The sequence below is a fragment of the Glycomyces terrestris genome (assembly GCF_003933745.1).
GTDB lineage: Bacteria > Actinomycetota > Actinomycetes > Mycobacteriales > Micromonosporaceae > Glycomyces > Glycomyces terrestris.
Genome location: NZ_RSEB01000002.1, coordinates 442,466 through 461,037 on the forward strand (window position 1 = coordinate 442,466; position 18,572 = coordinate 461,037).

At 68.6% G+C, this 18,572-nt stretch carries 14 protein-coding genes; 10 read left to right on the forward strand and 4 right to left on the reverse strand.

Features of this window, described 5'->3' with window-relative positions:
- Positions 1-82: 82 nt before the first annotated feature.
- The 5 genes from EIW28_RS07590 (at position 83) to EIW28_RS07610 (ending at position 5,741) form a co-directional block, all read left to right on the forward strand.
- The gene (locus tag EIW28_RS07590) at positions 83-595 is read left to right on the forward strand and encodes a SigE family RNA polymerase sigma factor (RefSeq protein WP_125247100.1); all 513 of its coding nucleotides are present in this window, start codon (positions 83-85) and stop codon (positions 593-595) included.
- Between the two features lie 16 nt (positions 596-611).
- Complete coding sequence (locus EIW28_RS07595; RefSeq protein ID WP_125247101.1) at positions 612-2,117, forward strand: hypothetical protein; 1,506 nt, start codon at positions 612-614, stop codon at positions 2,115-2,117.
- Between the two features lie 185 nt (positions 2,118-2,302).
- Positions 2,303-4,171 carry a hypothetical protein gene (locus tag EIW28_RS07600; RefSeq protein ID WP_125247102.1) on the forward strand — a complete coding sequence of 623 codons (1,869 nt, stop codon included), beginning with the start codon at positions 2,303-2,305 and terminating at the stop codon, positions 4,169-4,171.
- A gap of 185 nt (positions 4,172-4,356) precedes the next feature.
- On the forward strand, positions 4,357-4,920 hold the full coding sequence (locus EIW28_RS07605; protein WP_125247103.1) for a hypothetical protein: 564 nt from the start codon (positions 4,357-4,359) through the stop codon (positions 4,918-4,920).
- 443 nt (positions 4,921-5,363) lie between these two features.
- Positions 5,364-5,741 (forward strand): hypothetical protein, encoded by a 378-nt coding sequence (locus tag EIW28_RS07610; RefSeq protein WP_125247104.1) that lies wholly within the window; start codon positions 5,364-5,366, stop codon positions 5,739-5,741.
- Between the two features lie 258 nt (positions 5,742-5,999).
- Here EIW28_RS07610 and EIW28_RS07615 read toward each other — a convergent pair whose 3' ends face one another.
- The 4 genes from EIW28_RS07615 to EIW28_RS07630 all read right to left on the reverse strand — a co-directional run bounded on the left by EIW28_RS07615 (position 6,000) and on the right by EIW28_RS07630 (position 12,186).
- On the reverse strand, positions 6,000-6,404 hold the full coding sequence (locus EIW28_RS07615; protein ID WP_125247105.1) for a hypothetical protein: 405 nt from the start codon (positions 6,402-6,404) through the stop codon (positions 6,000-6,002).
- Positions 6,405-8,128: 1,724 nt separating this feature from the next.
- Entirely contained in the window at positions 8,129-10,129 is a 2,001-nt protein-coding gene (locus tag EIW28_RS07620) for a pentapeptide repeat-containing protein (protein WP_125247106.1), read from the reverse strand.
- Between the two features lie 96 nt (positions 10,130-10,225).
- A complete protein-coding gene (locus tag EIW28_RS07625; protein WP_125247107.1) occupies positions 10,226-11,236 on the reverse strand; it encodes an MsnO8 family LLM class oxidoreductase in 1,011 nt (336 codons plus the stop codon).
- Between the two features lie 257 nt (positions 11,237-11,493).
- The gene (locus EIW28_RS07630; protein ID WP_125247108.1) at positions 11,494-12,186 is read right to left on the reverse strand and encodes a hypothetical protein; all 693 of its coding nucleotides are present in this window, start codon (positions 12,184-12,186) and stop codon (positions 11,494-11,496) included.
- Positions 12,187-12,917: 731 nt separating this feature from the next.
- Between EIW28_RS07630 and EIW28_RS07635 the strand changes: the two genes are divergently transcribed.
- The 5 genes from EIW28_RS07635 to EIW28_RS07655 all read left to right on the forward strand — a co-directional run bounded on the left by EIW28_RS07635 (position 12,918) and on the right by EIW28_RS07655 (position 18,487).
- Entirely contained in the window at positions 12,918-13,631 is a 714-nt protein-coding gene (locus EIW28_RS07635) for a response regulator transcription factor (protein ID WP_125247109.1), read from the forward strand.
- Positions 13,628-15,136, forward strand: coding sequence for a sensor histidine kinase (locus EIW28_RS07640; protein ID WP_197717140.1), 1,509 nt, complete (start codon positions 13,628-13,630; stop codon positions 15,134-15,136). Before EIW28_RS07635 ends, EIW28_RS07640 begins: the two co-directional genes overlap by 4 nt.
- A gap of 150 nt (positions 15,137-15,286) precedes the next feature.
- On the forward strand, positions 15,287-16,141 hold the full coding sequence (locus EIW28_RS07645) for a polyphosphate polymerase domain-containing protein (protein WP_125247110.1): 855 nt from the start codon (positions 15,287-15,289) through the stop codon (positions 16,139-16,141).
- A gap of 58 nt (positions 16,142-16,199) precedes the next feature.
- A complete protein-coding gene (locus EIW28_RS07650) occupies positions 16,200-16,883 on the forward strand; it encodes a DUF4956 domain-containing protein (protein ID WP_125247111.1) in 684 nt (227 codons plus the stop codon).
- A 2-nt stretch (positions 16,884-16,885) separates the two neighbouring features.
- Entirely contained in the window at positions 16,886-18,487 is a 1,602-nt protein-coding gene (locus tag EIW28_RS07655) for a CotH kinase family protein (protein WP_125247112.1), read from the forward strand.
- Positions 18,488-18,572 lie beyond the last annotated feature (85 nt).

Here is an 18,572-nt window from a genome sequence, read left to right on the forward strand (position 1 = left end):
CTATGTACGGTGCCGTGCCCTCGCCGCATCCACCACCGCGGGCGGGGCGCGGCCCCCAGACCCGTCATGTGAAAGAGGCCCTGTGAAGAGCAAGGAGCAGCAAGAGGCCGAGTTCCGGTCGTTCGCGCTGGCCCAGCGCGACGCCCTGCGGCGGCAGGCGTACCTGCTGTCCGGGGACTGGTTCGAGGCCGACGACATCGTGCAGAAGGCGCTCACGAAGGCGTTCGCGGTGTGGCGGCGCATCGATCCGGTCGGCGCGCCCGCGTACGTGCGCCGGATCGTCGTGAACATGTACCTCTCGCACCGGCGCCTGGCGTGGGTCCGGCGCGAGCGCGCCAGCGACGACGTGTCGCCGTCGCGGTCCGAGCACCCGCAGGAAGGCGTCGATCTGCGGCTCGAGGTCGTGGCGGCGCTCGACCGGCTGCCGCCGCGCCAGCGCGCCACGCTGGTCCTGCGCTACTGGGAGGACCTGTCCGTGGAGGACACCGCCGAGATCATGGGCTGCTCCGCCGGAACCGTGAAGAGCCAGTGCGCCAAGGGATTGGGCAAGATGCGCGAGATCCTCGCCGACGCCGCCGCACCGGTCCGGGCATAGCTGAAGGAAGAAGGACATGGAACCGCAAGACGACACCGGGGCGCTGCTGCGGCAGGCCCGCCCGGACGCGACGCCGCGCGAGGCGCCGCTCGACCTCGACTCGATCCTGCGCGGCGGCTACCGCGCCCGCCGCCGCCACCGCGCCCTCATCGGCGGAGCCGCGACCGCGGGCGTGGCGGCCGTCGCCGCCGTCCTGGCGTTCTCGGTCGGCGTGTTCGGCCTGGGCGACGCGCCCGAGCGGCGCCAGGAGTTCCCGCCGGGCGACCCGCTCGGCTTCGACCCGGCGCAGGCCGGCTACCCGGGGCCGGCGCCGGACGTGTGGGACGAGCGCCAGCCCGCCCTCGACGAGGCGCTCAGGTCCGCCTTCGGCGACCTCGCGGTCGACGGGGGCTTCCTCGACGCGGACGCGCTCGACTACGAGCGGCCCGCCGACGAGGAGGTCCAGGACCGCATGGACGAGGGCATGGGCTACTACGCGGCCCTGGCCGAACTCGGCTACCGGGACCTGCCGCTCCAGTTCGGCCCGTGGAGCTCCGAGGCCACTGAGGCGCAAGTCCACCTCCTCGGCTACGTCGCCGGCGCCGGGGACGGCGCGCCGGCGGTCTTCGAGATCAACGCGCTCGCCCCCGGCGGCTGGACCGCCGAGCCCGGCCCGACCGGCACGGAGGCGTTCCCGCGGCACCTGATCTCCGACGAGCCGTCCTGGACCGGCGAGGCGCCCGAGTTCTCGACCGAGGAGCTCGACGACGGCCGCACGCTCATGGTCGCCGACCACGGCTGCGCCCTGGACGCGGCGGTCGTCTACCCGAACGGCTCGGCCCTGCGGTCCTCATGGGACCTCGGCTGCCCCGACGGCGCCGCACGGGAGCTGAGCGTCGCGGACCTGACCGAGGCGATGCTCGCGATGCCGCAGATCGAGTACGACACGAGCGCGCTCGCCCCGGTCGGCGACGTGCTCGACGTGCCGGACGGCTGGCCGTGGGACGAGGGCTGGGAGGCGGAGGCGGCCGGCGATGCGGCGGCGACGTTTGACGCGGCCACGAACGCGCTCGGCGAACACCACCCGGGGATCGAGCTGCTCTCGTCCGGGCCCTCGCAGCGCGGCGACGAAGGCGGCCAGGTCGTGCACGCGTTCAGCGGGACCTACCGGCTGCCGTACGAGGACGAGGAGGACATCCCGGTGACGGCGGCGGTCACGTACTTCCTGCCGGGCGGGTGGCTGCCGGGGCTGGCGCCGGAAGGGTCCGGCGGGGCGCCGTACCTGGTGGCCTGCGGGCACTCCGACAAGGACGACACCTGCGAGGAGATGGAGGTCGCCGGGCGCACGGTCGTGACCCGGACCTTCGGCGTGGGCGACTCGCACTCGTACGGGGTCTTGCTGTACGACCCGGCGGGCTGGGCGGTGGAACTGACCTCCGCCTACGCGGGGCACGTCGAAGGGGCGACCTTCGACGACCTCGTCGAGACGGTGCTCTCGCTGCCCGCGCCGGTCTACGACCCGGCCGCATACGCACAGGACTGACGCCGGCCGGCCCGGGGCCGCGGCCCCGGGCCGGCCCCTGTTCACGGTGCGCCCCAGCGGATGAGGCGGGCGGAGGTGATCGCCGGGATGGGGCGGCCGTGCCGGCTCCGCGTCGGGGGCAACCCGGTTCCGCTTCACGCACCTATGAACGTGGACAGGCAGATCGATGCGAATTTGGAGTGTTCATGCGAGTACGACTGATAGGCGCCGCGGCGGTCCTCGCCGGGGCGGCACTGGTGTCCGTCCCGGCCGCGACCGCGGCCGGGGCCGAGGAACCCGAGGCGATCGTGGAACCGGCGGCCGAAGTAGCACTGCCGACCGGCGAATCCGTCGGGATTGCGGCCGACGGGACCCTGGACCTCCCTGCGGGCGAGGCGTTCAGCGTCGGGAGGAACGCCTCGGGCGAACGAATCGTGGTCCCCGTCGACGCGATCGACGAGGTGGCCTCCGGCGAACTCGAGGCCGCCGACTTCAACGTGGACGCGCCCGGCGACGGCTTCGAGTCCGAGACCGAGACCGACGCCGAGCCGAACGTGACCGTGACCGGCGAGTGGCTCGACGGGTCCACGCCCGCCGCGTTCGAGGTGTCGTGGAGGCGGGTCGGCACCGACCTGGGCGGCGGACCCGAGTACACGGCGGACGGGACGGCCGAGCTGTCGCTGGAGCCGGGCCGGTACCACCTGGTCACGATGATGTACCAGGACGCCGAGGACGCTGAGTCCGATGTGGTCTCGGCGGTCCAGGAGATCCGGGTGGGCGAGAACCCGGTCGAGATCCTGGTCGACGGCTCAAAGGCGAAGCCGCTCGGCTTCGACCTCGACCGCGAGGCGCAGACCGAGAGCGTCATGATCGACGTCTTCAGCTACGGGCCCGACCACGAGGAGGGCGGCGGCGCCTGGCTCGGCCTGTGGGCCCAGCCCGGCGGCGACATGTACGCCGTCCCGACCGGCCGCCTCTCCAGCGCCGACGACGTCGGCTATGTGCTGCGCGAGGGCCTGTCGAGCCCCGAAGGCACCACGGACCCCTACAGCTACAACCTGTTCCGGCACGGGACAGGCGGCTTCCGCGGCGACCTGACCCCGCCGGTGCGCGACCGCAACCTGGCCCGGATCGACATGGACTACCAGGCGCTCGGCGCCGAGGGCGTCTTCAACCGGCAGGAGCTGTCCGAGCACCCGGACTATCCCGCGGGCATGTACATCACCACCGGCGAGGTGGCGCTGCCGTCCTCGCGCACCGAGTTCTTCACGGCCGACCCGGAGGTGGAGTGGGAGCACCGCGCGTACTTCCCGTACGACGGCGGTCCGGGCTCGGCCTGGGACCTGGTGCACCACCGCTCAGGCGTCCTCGACGCCGGCTCGGTGCAGGACATGGCGTGGAACAACGCGCCGCTGTCGGTGGGGATCGACAACATCGGCCAGGACTGGCCCCCGGCGACGTTCGTGCGCTGGGACGAGTTGGGCGTCTTGTACTTCGGGCCGTGGATGTTCTCCTCCTCCGCAGGCGGCGAGGGCATCCACAGCGAGTACCTGCCCGGGAAGATCTCCCTGGTGCAAGACGGCCAGGTGATCGCGCAGAACTCCGAGATCGGGCTCGGCCTCGACCCGGGCCGGGTCGAGGCGGGGGAGCTGACCATCACCGCGTCGGCCGACCGGAACGCGCCGTGGACGCCGCTGGGCACGCACTCCGAGGCCGCCTGGACGTTCGACTACGACCCGGCGGGCAACCCGGTCCTGCCGGTGTCGGTGGTCGAATTCGCGGCCTCGGGCATCGTGAACGGCGCCGCCGAGGGCGGCACCGTCCAGGACGTCGTCCTCGAGTTCGCCCAGCAGCCCGGCGCCGACGAGCAGGAGTGCGCCGCAATGACCTTCGAGGTCTCCTTCGACGACGGCGCGACCTGGACCCCCGTCCCCCTCGACCGCGACGGCAACACCGCGACCGCCTCGCTGGCGCTCCCTGACGACGCCGCCTTCGCGTCGGTCCGGTTCACCGCCGCCGACGAGGACGGGAACACCGTCTCCCACGAGACGATCCGCTCCTACGCGATCGCCTAGGAGGCGACCGGGCCCGCCCGCGAGGGCGGGCCCGGTTGAAAGGAAACCGGAGCGTCTAGTCCGCTCCGCGGACGCCCCGGTGAGCTCGGGAACTGGATGTCGACCTGACCGACGCCGAGCCCTTCGGCCGGGCACGGCTCGAACTGGCGGTTGACACCGGCATTCTGCGGCCCTAGCGTGCCCGCATGGAGTACTCCTTCGACACGCGCGCCGAGGCCGACCAGTACGTGGCCGAACACCACCCCGGCGCCGAGACCATGGAAGTGCTGACCGACGCCCTGAGCCACCTGGTCCTGCTCGACCGCGACCAGGAGATCGTCGCCCGCGTCTACGACTGGAGCGACGACAAGGAAGCACCCGTGGTCAACATCGTCACCACCCCGGCCGGCGAGTTCATCCGCGATTACGACCTGGTCGATCAACTGAGCGTGCTGCTGGAGGAAGCCGAGCCCGATCGCATTCGCGCCGTGCTCACCGAGCTGACCGTCATCGTCAGGGCCGGGTTGCCGCCGGTGTGGAAGACCGACTCCGTGAAGGGCTTGCTCGCGACGATCGAAACCCTCAAGGCCGAACTGGAGTCCGCTCTCGCCCTCGCCAGCGCCTTGGGCGACCATGTCGCCCGCGCGCTGTGGACCGAGCAGGCGGCAGCAGGCGCCACCCTCGCCGAGGTGGCCGGGCGCCTCTACCTCGATCCGGAGAAGCTCGCCTCGATGATCATGTCGGACCGGCGTCGCACGCTCGACTTGTAAGAGGAGCTGAGGAATCAGATCGGCTCGCTGCCCGAGGGATGACCACCGAGCGTCGAAGCGGCCGGTCTCGCGGGGCTGGCTTGATTCTTTAGCTTGCGTGCTGGTGAGGCGTTGCCTGCGTTGCGCGAGGGCCTTGTCGCGCTTGGTTTTCTTACCGGGGTCCCCGACCTTGGCCCCGACATCTCAGTCGGCCCGTTCCAGTTCTCACACGCGAACTCGTGGAAGGAGCCCCGGTCTTCCCGCCCGACCGGGCCCACATGGCCATGGAGCCCTCCACCCTCATGCGCCCGCTGATCCTCGACCGGGTCGAATCCGAGCGGAACAACTATTGAGCAGTGGGTGACCGCGCACAGGGTTGCTGAGCACAGGCTTGCCGGGCACAGCCGTTCTATACTCCAAACGGTTCAAGCTATGACCAATCCCGAAACAAAGGTGACAATGACATGAAGAAGATCTTCTTCGCAATGGCGACCATCGCGGCCGCCGTCGTCTTCTCCCTCTCCTCGACCGCCGCTGCCTCGGCCGAGACACTGCAAGCGGCACCCGCGCCGGCCGGCGTCTCGGCCGCATCGGCCGATGTCGACGCCCAGCAGAGCTGCCGGGCCCGGTTCGCGGACAACGTCAGCCACCGGGCCAGCGCGAGCTCGGGTTCCACGAGCCTCGGCGTCATCCCGGCCAACACCTGGGTGCCGGCCTCGTGCACCGTCGACACCGGCGACGACTACACGGCCTGCGGCCAGACCACCTTCTACTGGCTCCGCGTCTACTGGAACGGCAGCTGGGGCTACTCCGTCTACAGCTGCCTCAGCAACTGGGAGTAGGCCTGTCACCGTCTGACCGACCACAGCAACCCGAATAGGCCCGAGCGCTCACGCGCTCGGGCCTATCCGCTGCCTTACCCTGGCGCTCCCCTTGCCCCCTGCCCCACGAACGCACAAGGAACTCTTCTCAACCTAGCCGGAAGTACAGCCCTGAAGCGGCCGACCGGAGGGGCGCGATGAGGCTGACGTCGTGGAGGGCGCAGCAGACTTCGGCGGACGTCCCAGGGCGGGTGTCGCCTCCGGCGGCGACGCGGTTGATCAGTAGACCGGCTCGTACTCCATCCGCTCGCGCGAGGGCACGAGAAGCATGAAGGAACGGTAGAGCCGATCGCTCGCGTCTGGGTAGCGCATTCTGGCAGCGGCGTTTTCGTCCTCGGCGATGTCCATGCGCTCGAAGACCCCGGCGAGACCCAGATGATCCATGAACGCGGCGGCGAACTCGGCCAGCCCTCTTGACAGGGCACCTCCTTCAAGTCGGGGGCCAAGGGCCAACCCAGGGACCTGCGGGAGGCGCGCGATGACCCGCCGTCCTTCCCCGACAGAGCTCCCGGCCCACCCGCTCCCGAAGGTCATGACCGCCACCGAGATGTCCCGCCACTGGCTCGACCGCGAGGTCACCCCGCTCTCCCCGATCCTCGACATGACCGTCAAGTACGCGGCCATTGGTGGAACCTCGACGGCACCAACGCCTGGGTCCGCGCCACCGACCCCAGCGCCATCGCCCTCTACGAAGCCACCCAGAAACGGGCGACCGAGGCGCTCGCCCTAATTCTGCGGAAACTACGCCCGAAGCCGCATAGGGGGAGGTGCAAGGTGCACCGTCTCATCGAAGTATTTCTTGACCGCGAGCTAGCTCCGATAGTCCAAGATGGAGTTGATGCCTCGGCGACGCTTCGGCATGGCTGCCAACATGATGGCGGCTCCAACACGGACGGAAATCCTGTGTGTGGAGAGCGGAACGACGCCATCGACGCGGACCTAAGCCACACGGAACACCTCCACGTCCGAGGAGATCAGACGCCGCCATCGGCGGGCGCGAACTCCTTCTCCGGAACACCTCCATGTCCGTGGAGATCAGCCCATCTACCGCGAGATACCCGGCAAGTGCCACGGAACACCTCCATGTCCGTGGAGATCAGCACCGCCCATGCGGGGAGGACCGGGAGCACGACGGAACACCTCCACATCCGTGGAGATCAGGGGGGTGGTGCGGCCGGGCCGGGTCGGCCCCTCGGAACACCTCCACGTCCGTGGAGATCAGGCCTCGGCCTCGGCGAGGAGTTCCTCGGTGTCCGGAACACCTCCACGGACGTGGAGGTGTTCCGACCTGCGCGAAGTGCGGGCGCACCGGCACCCGCTGCTCTCCACGGACGTGGAGGTGTTCCGGTCGTCGAGCTGGATGCGCTTCGGGCCTTGATCTGCTCTCCACGGACGTGGAGGTGTTCCGTCGACGGTGCCGGTCTGGTTGAGGGAGATACCCTGCTCTCCACGGACATGGAGGTGTTCCGGACGACCCGGACGCCGAGTACAACAAGACGACCTGCTCTCCACGGACGTGGAGGTGTTCCGGTTCAGGACTCCGCTTACTTGACGGTGAGGTTCGGCAGCCAGTGTTGCTTGACGTAGTCGCGGAAGCTGATGCGGCCTCGAACGAGGTGGGTGCCCGCGGCCCTCGCGAATCCCCGCCTTGGTGGCGCGCCACTAGGTGACCGCTTCCTTCTGGGTTCTGTAGGTGCCGTCGGACCGGCAATTTCCATCCGCATCGCGGTACATGGCGAGGCACCGACGACGGCCATCCTTGGTGAATCTCCTCTCGCAATAACCCACGGGTCGGGCTCTCCTTGCTGGTCTCGCGCTGGTCAGGCGCGACCGGGATTCAAGTACCCGCAGGTACGAGCCGGTATGGTTCCGAGTCGTATTTCCGCAGGTCGGAGGCTAACTGACCGTGAGTTTTCCCTGTTCACATAGGGCTCTCGCAAGTTAGGGGTCGCAGGTTCGAATCCTGTCGCCCCGCTAACAAACCGCAGGTCAATGGCGGTGCCCCTCAATCAAGCTGGGTGGCGCAACTGGTCTCCGTTGCTCATTCGTTGGTCCAGATCGACCAGGATCCCCCTGGAACGTTGGTCATGAGTTGCGTCGTCGGGGGCGACCTCGATCGCCTCCTTGGTGTGCGCCTCCGAGGGGTCGATCTCGTAGGCGTAGGCGTCGACGGCGAGGCCCGTGTGTCGTTTGTTCTGCCTGTGTGGACTGAGAGTGCGTGGAACCCGGCCGTATCCTAGGTGTTCCCCTCTCGCGGAAGGCGAACACACCAACATGAAGAGCTCAGCTTTGGCCGCGACTGGGCTGTGTGCGCGACCCTGCTCACGGCGTGCAGTGGCTCGGACGGGTCATTCGAAGACAGCACCACCGCGATGCGGGTGGAAGACGGTGTACGACTGGAGTTTCGGGTGGGCGTCCAGGAGGAGGGCAGCTCGAACGACGAATGCACCGGTCGCGATGGTACCCATGGTGGTGTCGGCCTTGCGACGCAAGCGGGGCCAGATCAGGCGACCACCGTTTGCGTTGAGCAGGACGGATTCTATTTCATCACCAGTCTTTCTGCCGCGTTTGTCACTGCCGAGCGGGTTGAATACATCGACTACGGCTATCAGCAGGGCATGCCTGTCGTGTATGTCGTCCTCAATAGCGAAGGCGCCGAGTCCTGGCAGGCCGAGGCGGAGTACGTGTACGTGCTTGTAGACGGCCGACCCGTGGGCCGGGCAGACCCAAACATCAGCGACGAAGGTGTCGTCCATGTAGGTGATGGCGGGATTGGAAGCTCGAGTACAGAAGGGTTGGAAGGCGTCGAAGCGCTTGCGACGATCATGGCGAGCGGGTTCCCTGACGCGACGTAAGCGGGTCCACGTCAGTCGCCATGTGGCTCCATCGGGCACGATTTCCCAGCCCTCGGGCCATATATGGGCGGTTTCCCTGAAAATCTGGCGGAGTACTGTTGCGCCCGCGAGTTGTATCTGCGGTGAGGTCGCGTCGTCGTGGAATCGGAGATCGCTGAAGTCAGCAGGCCCGTGGAACTGGACTTCGTCAAACTCGGCGCCCATTCCAAAACAGGTGGCGCTGAAATCGGCAAGGTCGTGGAATGCTGCTTTGCTGAATGTGGCGGGCTCGTCGAAGTGAGCTTGGACGAACCGGGCCAAGTGGTAGAAGCGTGCCTCGGTCCACTGCGCGTCACCCGGAAAGCGAGTCTGCTCGAACCAGGCGCTTCCTTCGAAGAGTGTGTCGGCAAAGTTGGTGGAGGTTCCAAACGTTGTTCGGCCAAACATGGCTTCGAGATGGAAGTGCGCGTTGGAAAAGGTTGCGAAGTCGCCGAACTCGGCTCCGTTGAACATGGCGTTGTGGTTGAAACTTGCCTGATCGAAAAAGGTTTCGGAGTTGAATCGCGCTCCGGAGAACCAGGCGAAATCATTAAAGTGGGCTTCGCTGAATTCGGCTCGGTCGTCGAATCGCGCGTCAGTGAACAGGGTGCTTCCGTTGAAATCTACCTGTTCGAAACGGGTACGGCCGTGGAAGCGTGTCTGAATGAATTCAGCCGTGCCGTCGAAATGCGCCTCATTGAACGAGCAATGGCGGTAGATGCGAGCACGCGAGATTTTCAGGGCGGGCAGTCGGCAATGGCTGAAATCGAGGTCGATGAGTGTGGCGCCGGCGAGGTTGACCTCTTTGAGATGCCAGTAGTCCGGTGACTCGTCCGGGGGCGCAGCATTGCGCATGTCGATCGGGCGCGGGTCCTTGAGGTGTTCGGTCAGCAACCGCTGCGCCGTCAAGCGCACCTCGAGTTCTTCGGCGGCCTCGATGTCGGCCGGTGTCTGGGGCTCAGGCAGGTCCGATTCGTCTGCTGCCGGCGGATCGGACCATGTGAGGATGTCGGTGGGCGGGGAGTAGCGGCGCCGGAGGTACGCGCACCAGACCTCGGCGATCTTCTCCCGCTGCCCGGGATGATCGCGTCCCAAGCGGTCGAGCCCGTACAGCCCGCCCAGCCGGACCGGGGCCTTGTCGTGACCGAGCTGCTCGACCGCCTGGATGTACTGCTCGGTGATCCGCCGCTGCTCGGCATCATGCCGGGCGTCGGCGGCGACCTGCACCGCGTGCTCATGCTCGAGTTCCTGCAACCACTGCCTGCGGGCGAACAGCGCGAGTGTGGCCAAGCCGCCGAGGCCGAACCCGATGGTGAAGACCGCCTGGATTCCGCTGATCCGGTCAGCGTCGTTGTCGAGCGACAACGGATCGATCAGCCGCCACGTGCCGGCCACGGCCGCGGCGATGACCAGCAAAACGCCGACGGCCACCCATCGCCACCAACGCGACCGCTTCTTGTTGAACCTCTCGATCATGCCCTCAGTGTGCAGCAGTGGCAGGGCGATTCAGGTCCCCGTCTCGTGCCCCCACCGCGAACCCGACCGCCCCGCCGGCCGCGTCCCGCTCGACCGCTAGGGGCGCGGGAGGCCGGCGAGTTCGGCGAGGCGGCGGTGGGAGTCGAAGAGGGCCTTGCGGTCGTAGGACGAAGTGCCGATGAGGAGTTCGTCCGCGCCGGTGGCCTCGACCAGGTCGGCCAGGCGCGGGGCCACCTGGTCGGCGGTGCCGTACATCGCGCCCGCCAGCGCCTGTTCGAGGTGCTTGGACTCGCGGCTGGTCTTCTCGATCGCCCTGATCTCGGCAGCGGGTCGCAGCGGCCGGAACTCGCCCTTGGTGCGGGACAGCGCGGTCGACCAGAATTCGGGCAGGAGCAGGTCCTCGGCCGCTTCGCGGGTCTCGGCGACGGCGATGCTCTGGGCCACGACGACGTACGGCTCGGACCGCCATGCGGAAGGCCGGAAGTCGCGCCGGTAGGCGTCGATCTTGGCGCGAGTCGCCTTGCGCCCCTTGGACGGGGCGATGACCAGGCCCACTCCGTGCCTGGCGGCGTATTCGCCTCCAGAGCCCACGGCGAGCACGAAGGGGTCGGGGCGCAGCCCTTCACCGGGCCGGGCGTGCACGCCGGGGTGAGCGTTCTGCTCGCCGGTGAAGTAGCCGAGGAGTTCGGTGAGGAGCTCGTCGAACTGGTCGGCCTCGTCCAGGTCGTGGCCGAGCGCGGCTCGGACAGCCGGGACGAAGCCGAGGGTGCGTCCGAGGCCCATGTCGATGCGGCCTTCGAAGAGCGACTCGAGGACGCCGAACTGCTCGGCGACCACCAGCGGGCGGTGGTTGGGCAGCATGACGCCGCCGGTGCCGACCCGGATCCGCGAGGTCGCGGCGGCGACGGCCGCCGCCAGGACGGTGGGCGCCGAACCGGCGATGCCGGGCACGCTATGGTGCTCGGCCACCCAGTAGCGGTGGAAGCCCAGTTCCTCGGCCTGCTTGGCATTGGCGACGACGTCGCGCAGGGTCTCGGCGGGCGTCTCGCCCTCGGCGATCACGGCGCGGTCGAGCAGTGAGAGCCGGAGGGGGTGCGGAGTCCTCATATGCCGCGCAACGCCCCCGCGGCCGCGAATGTTTCGCGATCCGCGCCGATCGTGCCCGGCCTCACCGGCCCGGTTCCAGGCCGCACAGTCGACTGCTCCCACGAGGTGGGCCGGGCACGCCGAGGTACCGGGCCCGATCGCTGCTTAGTGAGGCAAGCCGACATATAGGCCGTTCTGGCGTTGCGACACAGACGGTCTCCCAATCCGGTCACGATCCGGCCGGCGGACTGATGGTCCGCCGACCAATAGGCCTGTTCTCAGAGACGCTCGACGCTCGAGAAGATGTCGTCGAGGTCACTGCGATCGTCACGGTCGTCCAGGTATTCGAACCCGTACAGGACGCCGGCGCGGTCGTCTTCGATCGCAACGACGAGCAGGCGGATGTGGGCCTCACCGTGCGCTGGATCGTCAGCTGCCAGCTCCACTTCATACGCCTCGTGCCCGTTCAGGTCCGCCTTCTCCGAGCGCAGCATCGTGAATTCCGTTGTGGGGGAGAGGATGTGGCCGGGCAACTCGACAGCCAGCGACTCGGCCAGCGTCTTCAGTTCCTGATCGGGCTCGAGTTCGCGGCTGAAGCTGCCGACGAACGGTCCGAGCAGTCCCTTGTCGGCGGCAGCCGTGTACGGTGCCGCGCGGTCATAGTCGGGGAGCTCCTCCCAGTCCGGAGGGAGCTCGTACGCGAGCCCGGCGGCCGCGTCCTCGACGCGCTGGTTCGGAGTCGCCGTCCCCCAAGCCGCCACCAGGATCGCGGCCAGGACCGCAGCGACGGCGATCGCTCCGCCGATGACGATCACCCGCTGCCGCTTCGCGCGTGCTCGCACCGATGAGGTGCCGGAGGCGGCTTCGCCTTCATTTGAGGAGGTCACCGTCATCAATGTAGCAGCCGCATGAGCGAGCTCGACTTCGTTGGAAGGAGCCGCGCCCTTGGCACGTGAAGCGCTGTGCAACATGCAGATTCGCCCCGCGCAGAACGCGCGGAGCGCTCGAGGGAACTTCCTGGTCGACCTCGCTCGACCCGAGAACTGTTACCAGGTGGCCCGGAGGCCACCCGGTGTGAAACGTCCTAGCGCTTCTTCATCTTGCGTCCGTACTGGAGGCCGATGATGACCGCGGTCGCGCCGACGATCGTGGCGACGAGGGTGATGATTGCGCTGACCATTGAATTCTCCTCTGCTGAACATGCCCCAGGGCATACTGCTCCCTTGGCGGGAGCACCATGTCACCTGAATCAGGCCCTAGCAGATTGAATCGTCAGCTCCAAGAAGTTCGGTGATGACTGACAAGCCGAGTCATCCAACGGCACTTGGGGTCGATGCTACGCGGCCGCAACCAAGATCACAACTACCTGGGCGGAAGTGCTTGTGGCGGAACGTCTACCGGCGGCGCCCCTGCTGGCCGGCACCGCCCTGCGCGAGGCCTTGGCAGTAGACCAACGCGGACAACTGACGCCCTCGGGCGCCTCGAACCCGCGGCCGAAGCCGCCCGGACCGCTCGAAGCCCGCTCGAGGCCGACTCGGAGTCGGATTCCGAGCCCGCTTTGAGGTTCGTTTGACCGCGCGCCCAGGGACGGCGGGCACGATGCGCGGCATGGGGTCGTCCTCAGCTCGGCCCGCGCGCTCGAAGATCGTGAGCGTCCTCGCCGGCGCCGGGCGCCCACGAACGGATGTGAGGGAGGGCTTCGGTGGGCGTCTCACCTGAGCGCAAGGACCGGATCCTGGTCGTCGACGACGAGGAGAACATCCGCGCGCTGCTTTCGGCCACGCTGCGCCTGACCGGCTTCGAGGTCGACGTCGCGCGCGACGGCGCCGCGTGCCTGCACGCCGCCGACGAGTTCGAACCCGATCTGGTGATCCTCGACGTGATGCTGCCGGACATGGACGGCTTCGCGGTCGCGGAGCGGCTGCGGGCGGCGGGACGCCAGACGCCGGTGCTGTTCCTGACGGCCCGCCACTCGGTGCGCGACCGCATCACCGGGCTGACCGTCGGCGGCGACGACTACGTGACCAAGCCGTTCGACCTCGAAGAGGTGGTGCTGCGCGTGCAGGCGATCCTGCGCCGGATCACGGCCGTGGCACTGGCCGAGCCCGAGGTGCTGCGCTTCGCCGACCTCGAACTGGACGAGACCGTGCACGAGGTCCGCCGCGCGGGCAAGGCGGTCGACCTGTCGCCGACGGAGTTCAAACTCCTGCGCTATCTGATGGTCAACGCCGGCAAGGTCGTCAGCAAGGACCAGATCCTCGACCGCGTGTGGTCCTACGACTTCGGCGGCAACGGCCGCATCGTCGAGTCCTACATCTACTACCTGCGCAAGAAGATCGACCTGTTCGACCCGCCCCTGATCCACACCGTCCGCGGCTTCGGGTACGCGCTCCGGCTCCCCCGAGGCGACTTGTGAGACCCGCGGTGCGGCGCTGGCGGCACTGGACGGTCCGCACCCGCATGGCCGTCACCACCGTCACCTTGTGCGCCATGGCGCTCACGGTCGCCGTCCTCGCCGCGACCGCGCTGCTCGAAGGCGTCCTGACCGACCGGATCGACGACCAGCTCCACGGTGCCGCCGAGATCGCCGACGGGCACGGGATCGCCGATGTCCCGCCCGACGAGAGCCGCGACCGCGGGCCGTACAGTTCGGCCCCCGGCATGCCCGACGTGCCCCGTGTCTACGTCTACGACGCCGACGGCGAGTTCGTGCACGCCGCCGGCGACGGGGAGGAGGCCGACTTCGCCGCCCTGACCGGCTTGGGCGACCTGAGCGTTCACGCGGCCGAAGCGGTGCCTTACACGGTCGAGGACACCGACGGCAACAACTGGCGCATCCTGGTGCGGCGCAGTGACGACGGCGGATTCGTCGCTCTCGCCCTGTCGGCCGAGCACGTCGAGGCGGCCACCGAGAACCTGCTGCTCATCGGCGGCGGCGTCAGCCTGGGCGTGCTCGCGCTGCTCGCGGTGTGCGCGCTGTGGGTGGTCGGAATCGGCCTGCGCCCGCTCGACCGCATGGAGGCCACCGCCACCCAGATCGCCGGCGGCCGGCTCGAGGAGCGGGTCGCCGACGCCGATCCCCACACCGAGACCGGCCGGCTCGGCTTGGCGCTGAACACGATGCTCGCGCGCATCCAGGCCGCGCTCGACGACCGCGCCGCCTCAGAGGAGCGGCTGCGCCAGTTCCTCGCCGACGCCTCCCACGAGCTGCGCACGCCGCTGACTTCGATCACCGGCTTCGCCCAGCTCTACCAGCGCGGCGGCGCCCCGCCGGGACCGGTCCTGGACGAGGCCATCGGACGGATCGAAGCCGAGTCGCAGCGGATGCGGATGCTGCTGGAGGACCTGATGCTCCTGGCCGCCATCGACGAGCAGCGCCCCTCAAAGCGGGGCCCGGTCGACCTCCTGGGCATCTGCGCCGACGTCATCGGCGACGCCCACCTGCGCGAACGCGACCGGTTCATCTCCTTGGAGCCGCTGCACGGCGGTTCAGAGGACCTCCTCGAAGCGGTCGCCATCGTCGGCGACGAGCCGCGCCTGCGCCAGGTGGTCACCAACCTGGTGACCAACGCGCTGCGCCACACCCCTGCCGACGCCCGGATCGCGGTGCGCCTCGGCCGCGGCTCCAGCACCGGGCCGCCGTGCCTGGCGCAGGTCGGGGCGGTGCCGACGCTGCCGTGCGCGGTGGTCGAGGTCGCCGACACCGGCCCGGGCATCGGGGCCGAGCACGCCGAGGCGGTCTTCGAGCGCCTCGTCCGCCTCGATCCCGGCCGGGCCCGCACCGCGGCCGCCGACGAGGGCGGTTCGGGCCTGGGCCTGTCGATCGTGGCCGCCATCGTCACCAGCCACGGCGGCTGCGTGCGCCTGTCCGCCACGCCCGGTGGCGGCGCGACGTTCCGGGTCCTGCTGCCCGAGAAGTGAATCCATCGCCGAGCCGCCGGTGAGGCGGCTCCTTCTGCACGATTCTTCGCTTCTGCGTGTTTCTCTGAGGCAACTTTGAGTTCACCCTGAGTTCATCAGTATGTTCACTGGGTTGACTCGTCAGCGTTCCCGAGCACGCAAGGAGCGTCGATGAGCCGACTCAGCGGAGGAGATGCAGCGCACCTGCGCCGCACCGCCAGTGCGCTGCACTCGTTCAACCGATTCGAGATCAAGTACCTGCTGCCGTACGACCAGGTCCCGAGGCTCCGCGAGGAGCTGGCCGCCCGCATGGAGGCCGACCCGTTCACCGTGCGCGGGGGCTACCCCGTCACGAGCCTGTACTACGACTCGACGTCGCTGCGCTACTACTGGGAGAAGATCGAGGGCCTGCGCTTCCGCCGCAAGGTCCGCATCCGCGCGTACGGCGAACGGCACGAGCTGCGCGACGACACCCCGGTGTACATCGAGATCAAGCAGCGGGTCAACCGCGTCACGCAGAAGCGGCGCGTGAAGGCGCCCTACCTCCAGGCCCGGCGGCTGTGCGACGAGCGCGTGCTCATCGACCACACGCCCGAGCAGCGACCGTTCCTCGAGGAGGTCCTCGGCCTGGTCGAGGGACACCGGCTGCGTCCGACCGCGATCACCGCCTACAACCGCGAGGCCTACCTCGGCTCCGACGCCGACCTGGGCCTGCGCGTGACGATCGACCACCGGGTGCGGGGCCGCGACCGCGACTTCCATCTCGGCGCCGAGGTCGAGAACCGGCTCATCATCCCGCCGCACAAGGCGGTCGTGGAGGTCAAGGCCAACGAGCGGGTCCCGTACTGGGTCACCGACACGGCCGCGCGACTGGGCATGGCCATCGTGCGCGTCTCGAAGTACTGCCAGAGCATCGAGGCGTTCGGGCGGGCGCCGCGCTCGGTGTTCCACCTCCCGACCGAGGACGACTTCGCCGTCCACGCCGAGCCCGAGAGCGCCGCGCCCGCGGCCTCCGGCGTTCGTTGACCGCCTTCATAAACCGATCGGGCATTCGCCCTCGACCTGCGGAAAGCAGCGCTCTCAAATGGATTTCCTGACCGACTTCACCGACCTCTCCGGCGAGTTCAGCGTCGCCGACATCGCGATCTCGCTGAGCCTCTCGTTCGTACTCAGCTGCGTCATCTCGCTGGTGTACCGACGGACTCACCGCAACGTCTCCTACAGCCAGTCCTATGTGCAGACCCTGATCGTCATGGGCATGATCATCGCGATGATCATGCTGATCGTCGGCTCCAACGTCGCCCGCGCGTTCGCCCTGGTCGGCGCGCTGTCGATCATCCGGTTCCGCAACGCGCTCAAGGAGACCCGCGATGTCGGGTACATCTTCCTGGTCATGGGCGTGGGCATGGCCTGCGGCACCCGGTTCTACCTGCTGGCGGTCATCGCGACGGCCGTGATCTGCCTGGTGCTGCTCATCATGCACCGCTTCAACTGGTTCGCGCACAGCGTCGAGCGCCAGGTCGTCAAGGTGCAGGTGCCGGCGCACGAGGACCTGTCCGGCGACGTCGACGACGTCCTGATCCGCTTCACCGACGAGTTCGAGCAGGTGAGCATGGAGACGATCAGGGGCGGGGCGTTGACGGAGATGACGTTCACCGTCAAGCTCAAGTCCGGGAAGAGGCCCGCCGACCTGCTCGCCGCTCTGCGCGACGTGACGCAGGGCCAGCAGGCGACGGTGCTGACCGGCTACGACCAGACGGATCTGTAGCCGTGGGCGCCAAGGCACTCCGGCACCGGCTCCCGGTCAGCGTGCGGCACTACTGGAAGCTCGTCGCCGGCGCGATCGGCCTCGTCGCGGTCCTGGTCCTGGCGGTCGGCACGATCCGCGTCAGCGCGGTGGTGACCTCCGACGCCAACGAGGGGTTCGTGATCACCGCCGACGTGCAGAACACCGTGGACCTGTTCGACACCTCGGTGGCGCACGAGATCGGCCTCGAGTACAGCGAGGACGACTATCAGCAGATGATCGCGACCTTCCAGGACTCCGGTGAGAAGACGTGGATCAAGGCCGACATCACCATCGACGGCGTCACCGTCGACGACGTCGGCATCCGGCTGAAGGGCAACTCGACGCTCGCGAGTCTCGGCGGGGGCGGCGAGGGCGCCATGGGCGGCAGGGAGCTGCCCGAAGGCATGGAAATGCCTGAAGGCATGGAGTTCCCCGGCGGCGGCGAGCTGCCCGAAGGCATGGAGTTCCCCGGTGGCGGCGAGCTGCCCGAGGACATGGAGATGCCCGAACGCGGCGGCGGTCTCGGTGGCACGGGCGGCGCCCTGAGCTTTGACGACCCCGAGTCGCTGCCGTGGCTGGTCGACTTCTCCAAGTACATCGACGGACAGGTCTACCAGGGCAACCAGCAGATCACCCTGCGCGTCGACTCCGGCGCGGGCGGCTCGACCCTGACCGAGGCCGTCGCGCTGGAGCTGGTCGAGGCCGGCGGCGAACCGAGCTACGACTGGACCTACTCGAAGGTCTCGGTCAACGGTTCCGAGGCGGTGACCCGCCGGGTCGTCGACGCCATGGACGTGACCTGGGCCGAGGAGGAGTACGGCCCGAGCGAGGGCGTGCTCTACAAGGGACGGGCGGGGGGCCGGTTCGCGTACCAGGGCCAGGACCCCGGTGAATACGAGGACGACTTCAAGCAGGTCACCATGGAGGGCTCGGCCGACATGCAGCCGATCATCGACTTCCTGGAATGGCTGGACGCGGCCGACGACGCGGCGTTCGACGCCGAGCTCGCCGAATGGGTCGACGTCGAGTCCTTCGCGAACTACGCCGCGCTCCAGAACCTCATCGCAAACGGCGACGACATGTCGGGCCCCGGCGGCAACTACTACCTCTGGTACGACTACGACACCGGGCTGCTCTCGGTGATCACCTGGGACCTCGACCTGGCGCTGACGAGCGCCGAACTCGCCCCCGACGAGTCCGCGTCCATCATGGGCGGCGGAGGCGGAATGGGCGAGCTTCCCGAGGGCATGGAGATGCCCGAAGGCATGGAAGCGCCGGACGGCATGGAGATCCCCGAGGGCGGTGCGATGCCCGAGGGCATGGGCGGCATGTCGTCCGGCGCAGGGGAGTTCAAGCAGCGCTTCCTCGACTCCGACGTGTTTCAAGAGGTCTACATGGAGGCCTACGCCGATCTGTTCGAGCGGCTCTACGCCAGTGGCGCGGCGCTGGAAGCGGTCGACACCGCCGCGGCGGCGGCCGACCTCAACGGCGCTGCCGACGTGGCGGAATCCGCGGAGTCGCTCACGTCGGTCATCCAGCAGCGCGAGGAGTTCCTGGCAGTCCGACTCGGCGCGGGAGGATGATCCGGTGCGACGGGGACCGGTCAGGCGAGGGCCGGCCCCCGTCGCACCCGGCCGAGGAGTCGTGCGCCGGCCGTGTTCAACGTCG

Excerpts from the sequence above, each read along its gene's own strand:
- EIW28_RS07650 (WP_125247111.1), top strand. The coding sequence starts at position 16,200 with ATGGATTTCCTGACCGACTTCACCGACCTCTCCGGCGAGTTCAGCGTC.
- EIW28_RS07615 (WP_125247105.1), bottom strand. The coding sequence starts at position 6,404 with ATGGCCGCGTACTTGACGGTCATGTCGAGGATCGGGGAGAGCGGGGTG.
- EIW28_RS07630 (WP_125247108.1), bottom strand. The coding sequence starts at position 12,186 with ATGTTGCACAGCGCTTCACGTGCCAAGGGCGCGGCTCCTTCCAACGAA.
- EIW28_RS07620 (WP_125247106.1), bottom strand. The coding sequence starts at position 10,129 with ATGATCGAGAGGTTCAACAAGAAGCGGTCGCGTTGGTGGCGATGGGTG.
- EIW28_RS07605 (WP_125247103.1), top strand. The coding sequence starts at position 4,357 with ATGGAGTACTCCTTCGACACGCGCGCCGAGGCCGACCAGTACGTGGCC.
- EIW28_RS07600 (WP_125247102.1), top strand. The coding sequence starts at position 2,303 with ATGCGAGTACGACTGATAGGCGCCGCGGCGGTCCTCGCCGGGGCGGCA.
- EIW28_RS07625 (WP_125247107.1), bottom strand. The coding sequence starts at position 11,236 with ATGAGGACTCCGCACCCCCTCCGGCTCTCACTGCTCGACCGCGCCGTG.
- EIW28_RS07645 (WP_125247110.1), top strand. The coding sequence starts at position 15,287 with ATGAGCCGACTCAGCGGAGGAGATGCAGCGCACCTGCGCCGCACCGCC.
- EIW28_RS07595 (WP_125247101.1), top strand. The coding sequence starts at position 612 with ATGGAACCGCAAGACGACACCGGGGCGCTGCTGCGGCAGGCCCGCCCG.
- EIW28_RS07610 (WP_125247104.1), top strand. The coding sequence starts at position 5,364 with ATGAAGAAGATCTTCTTCGCAATGGCGACCATCGCGGCCGCCGTCGTC.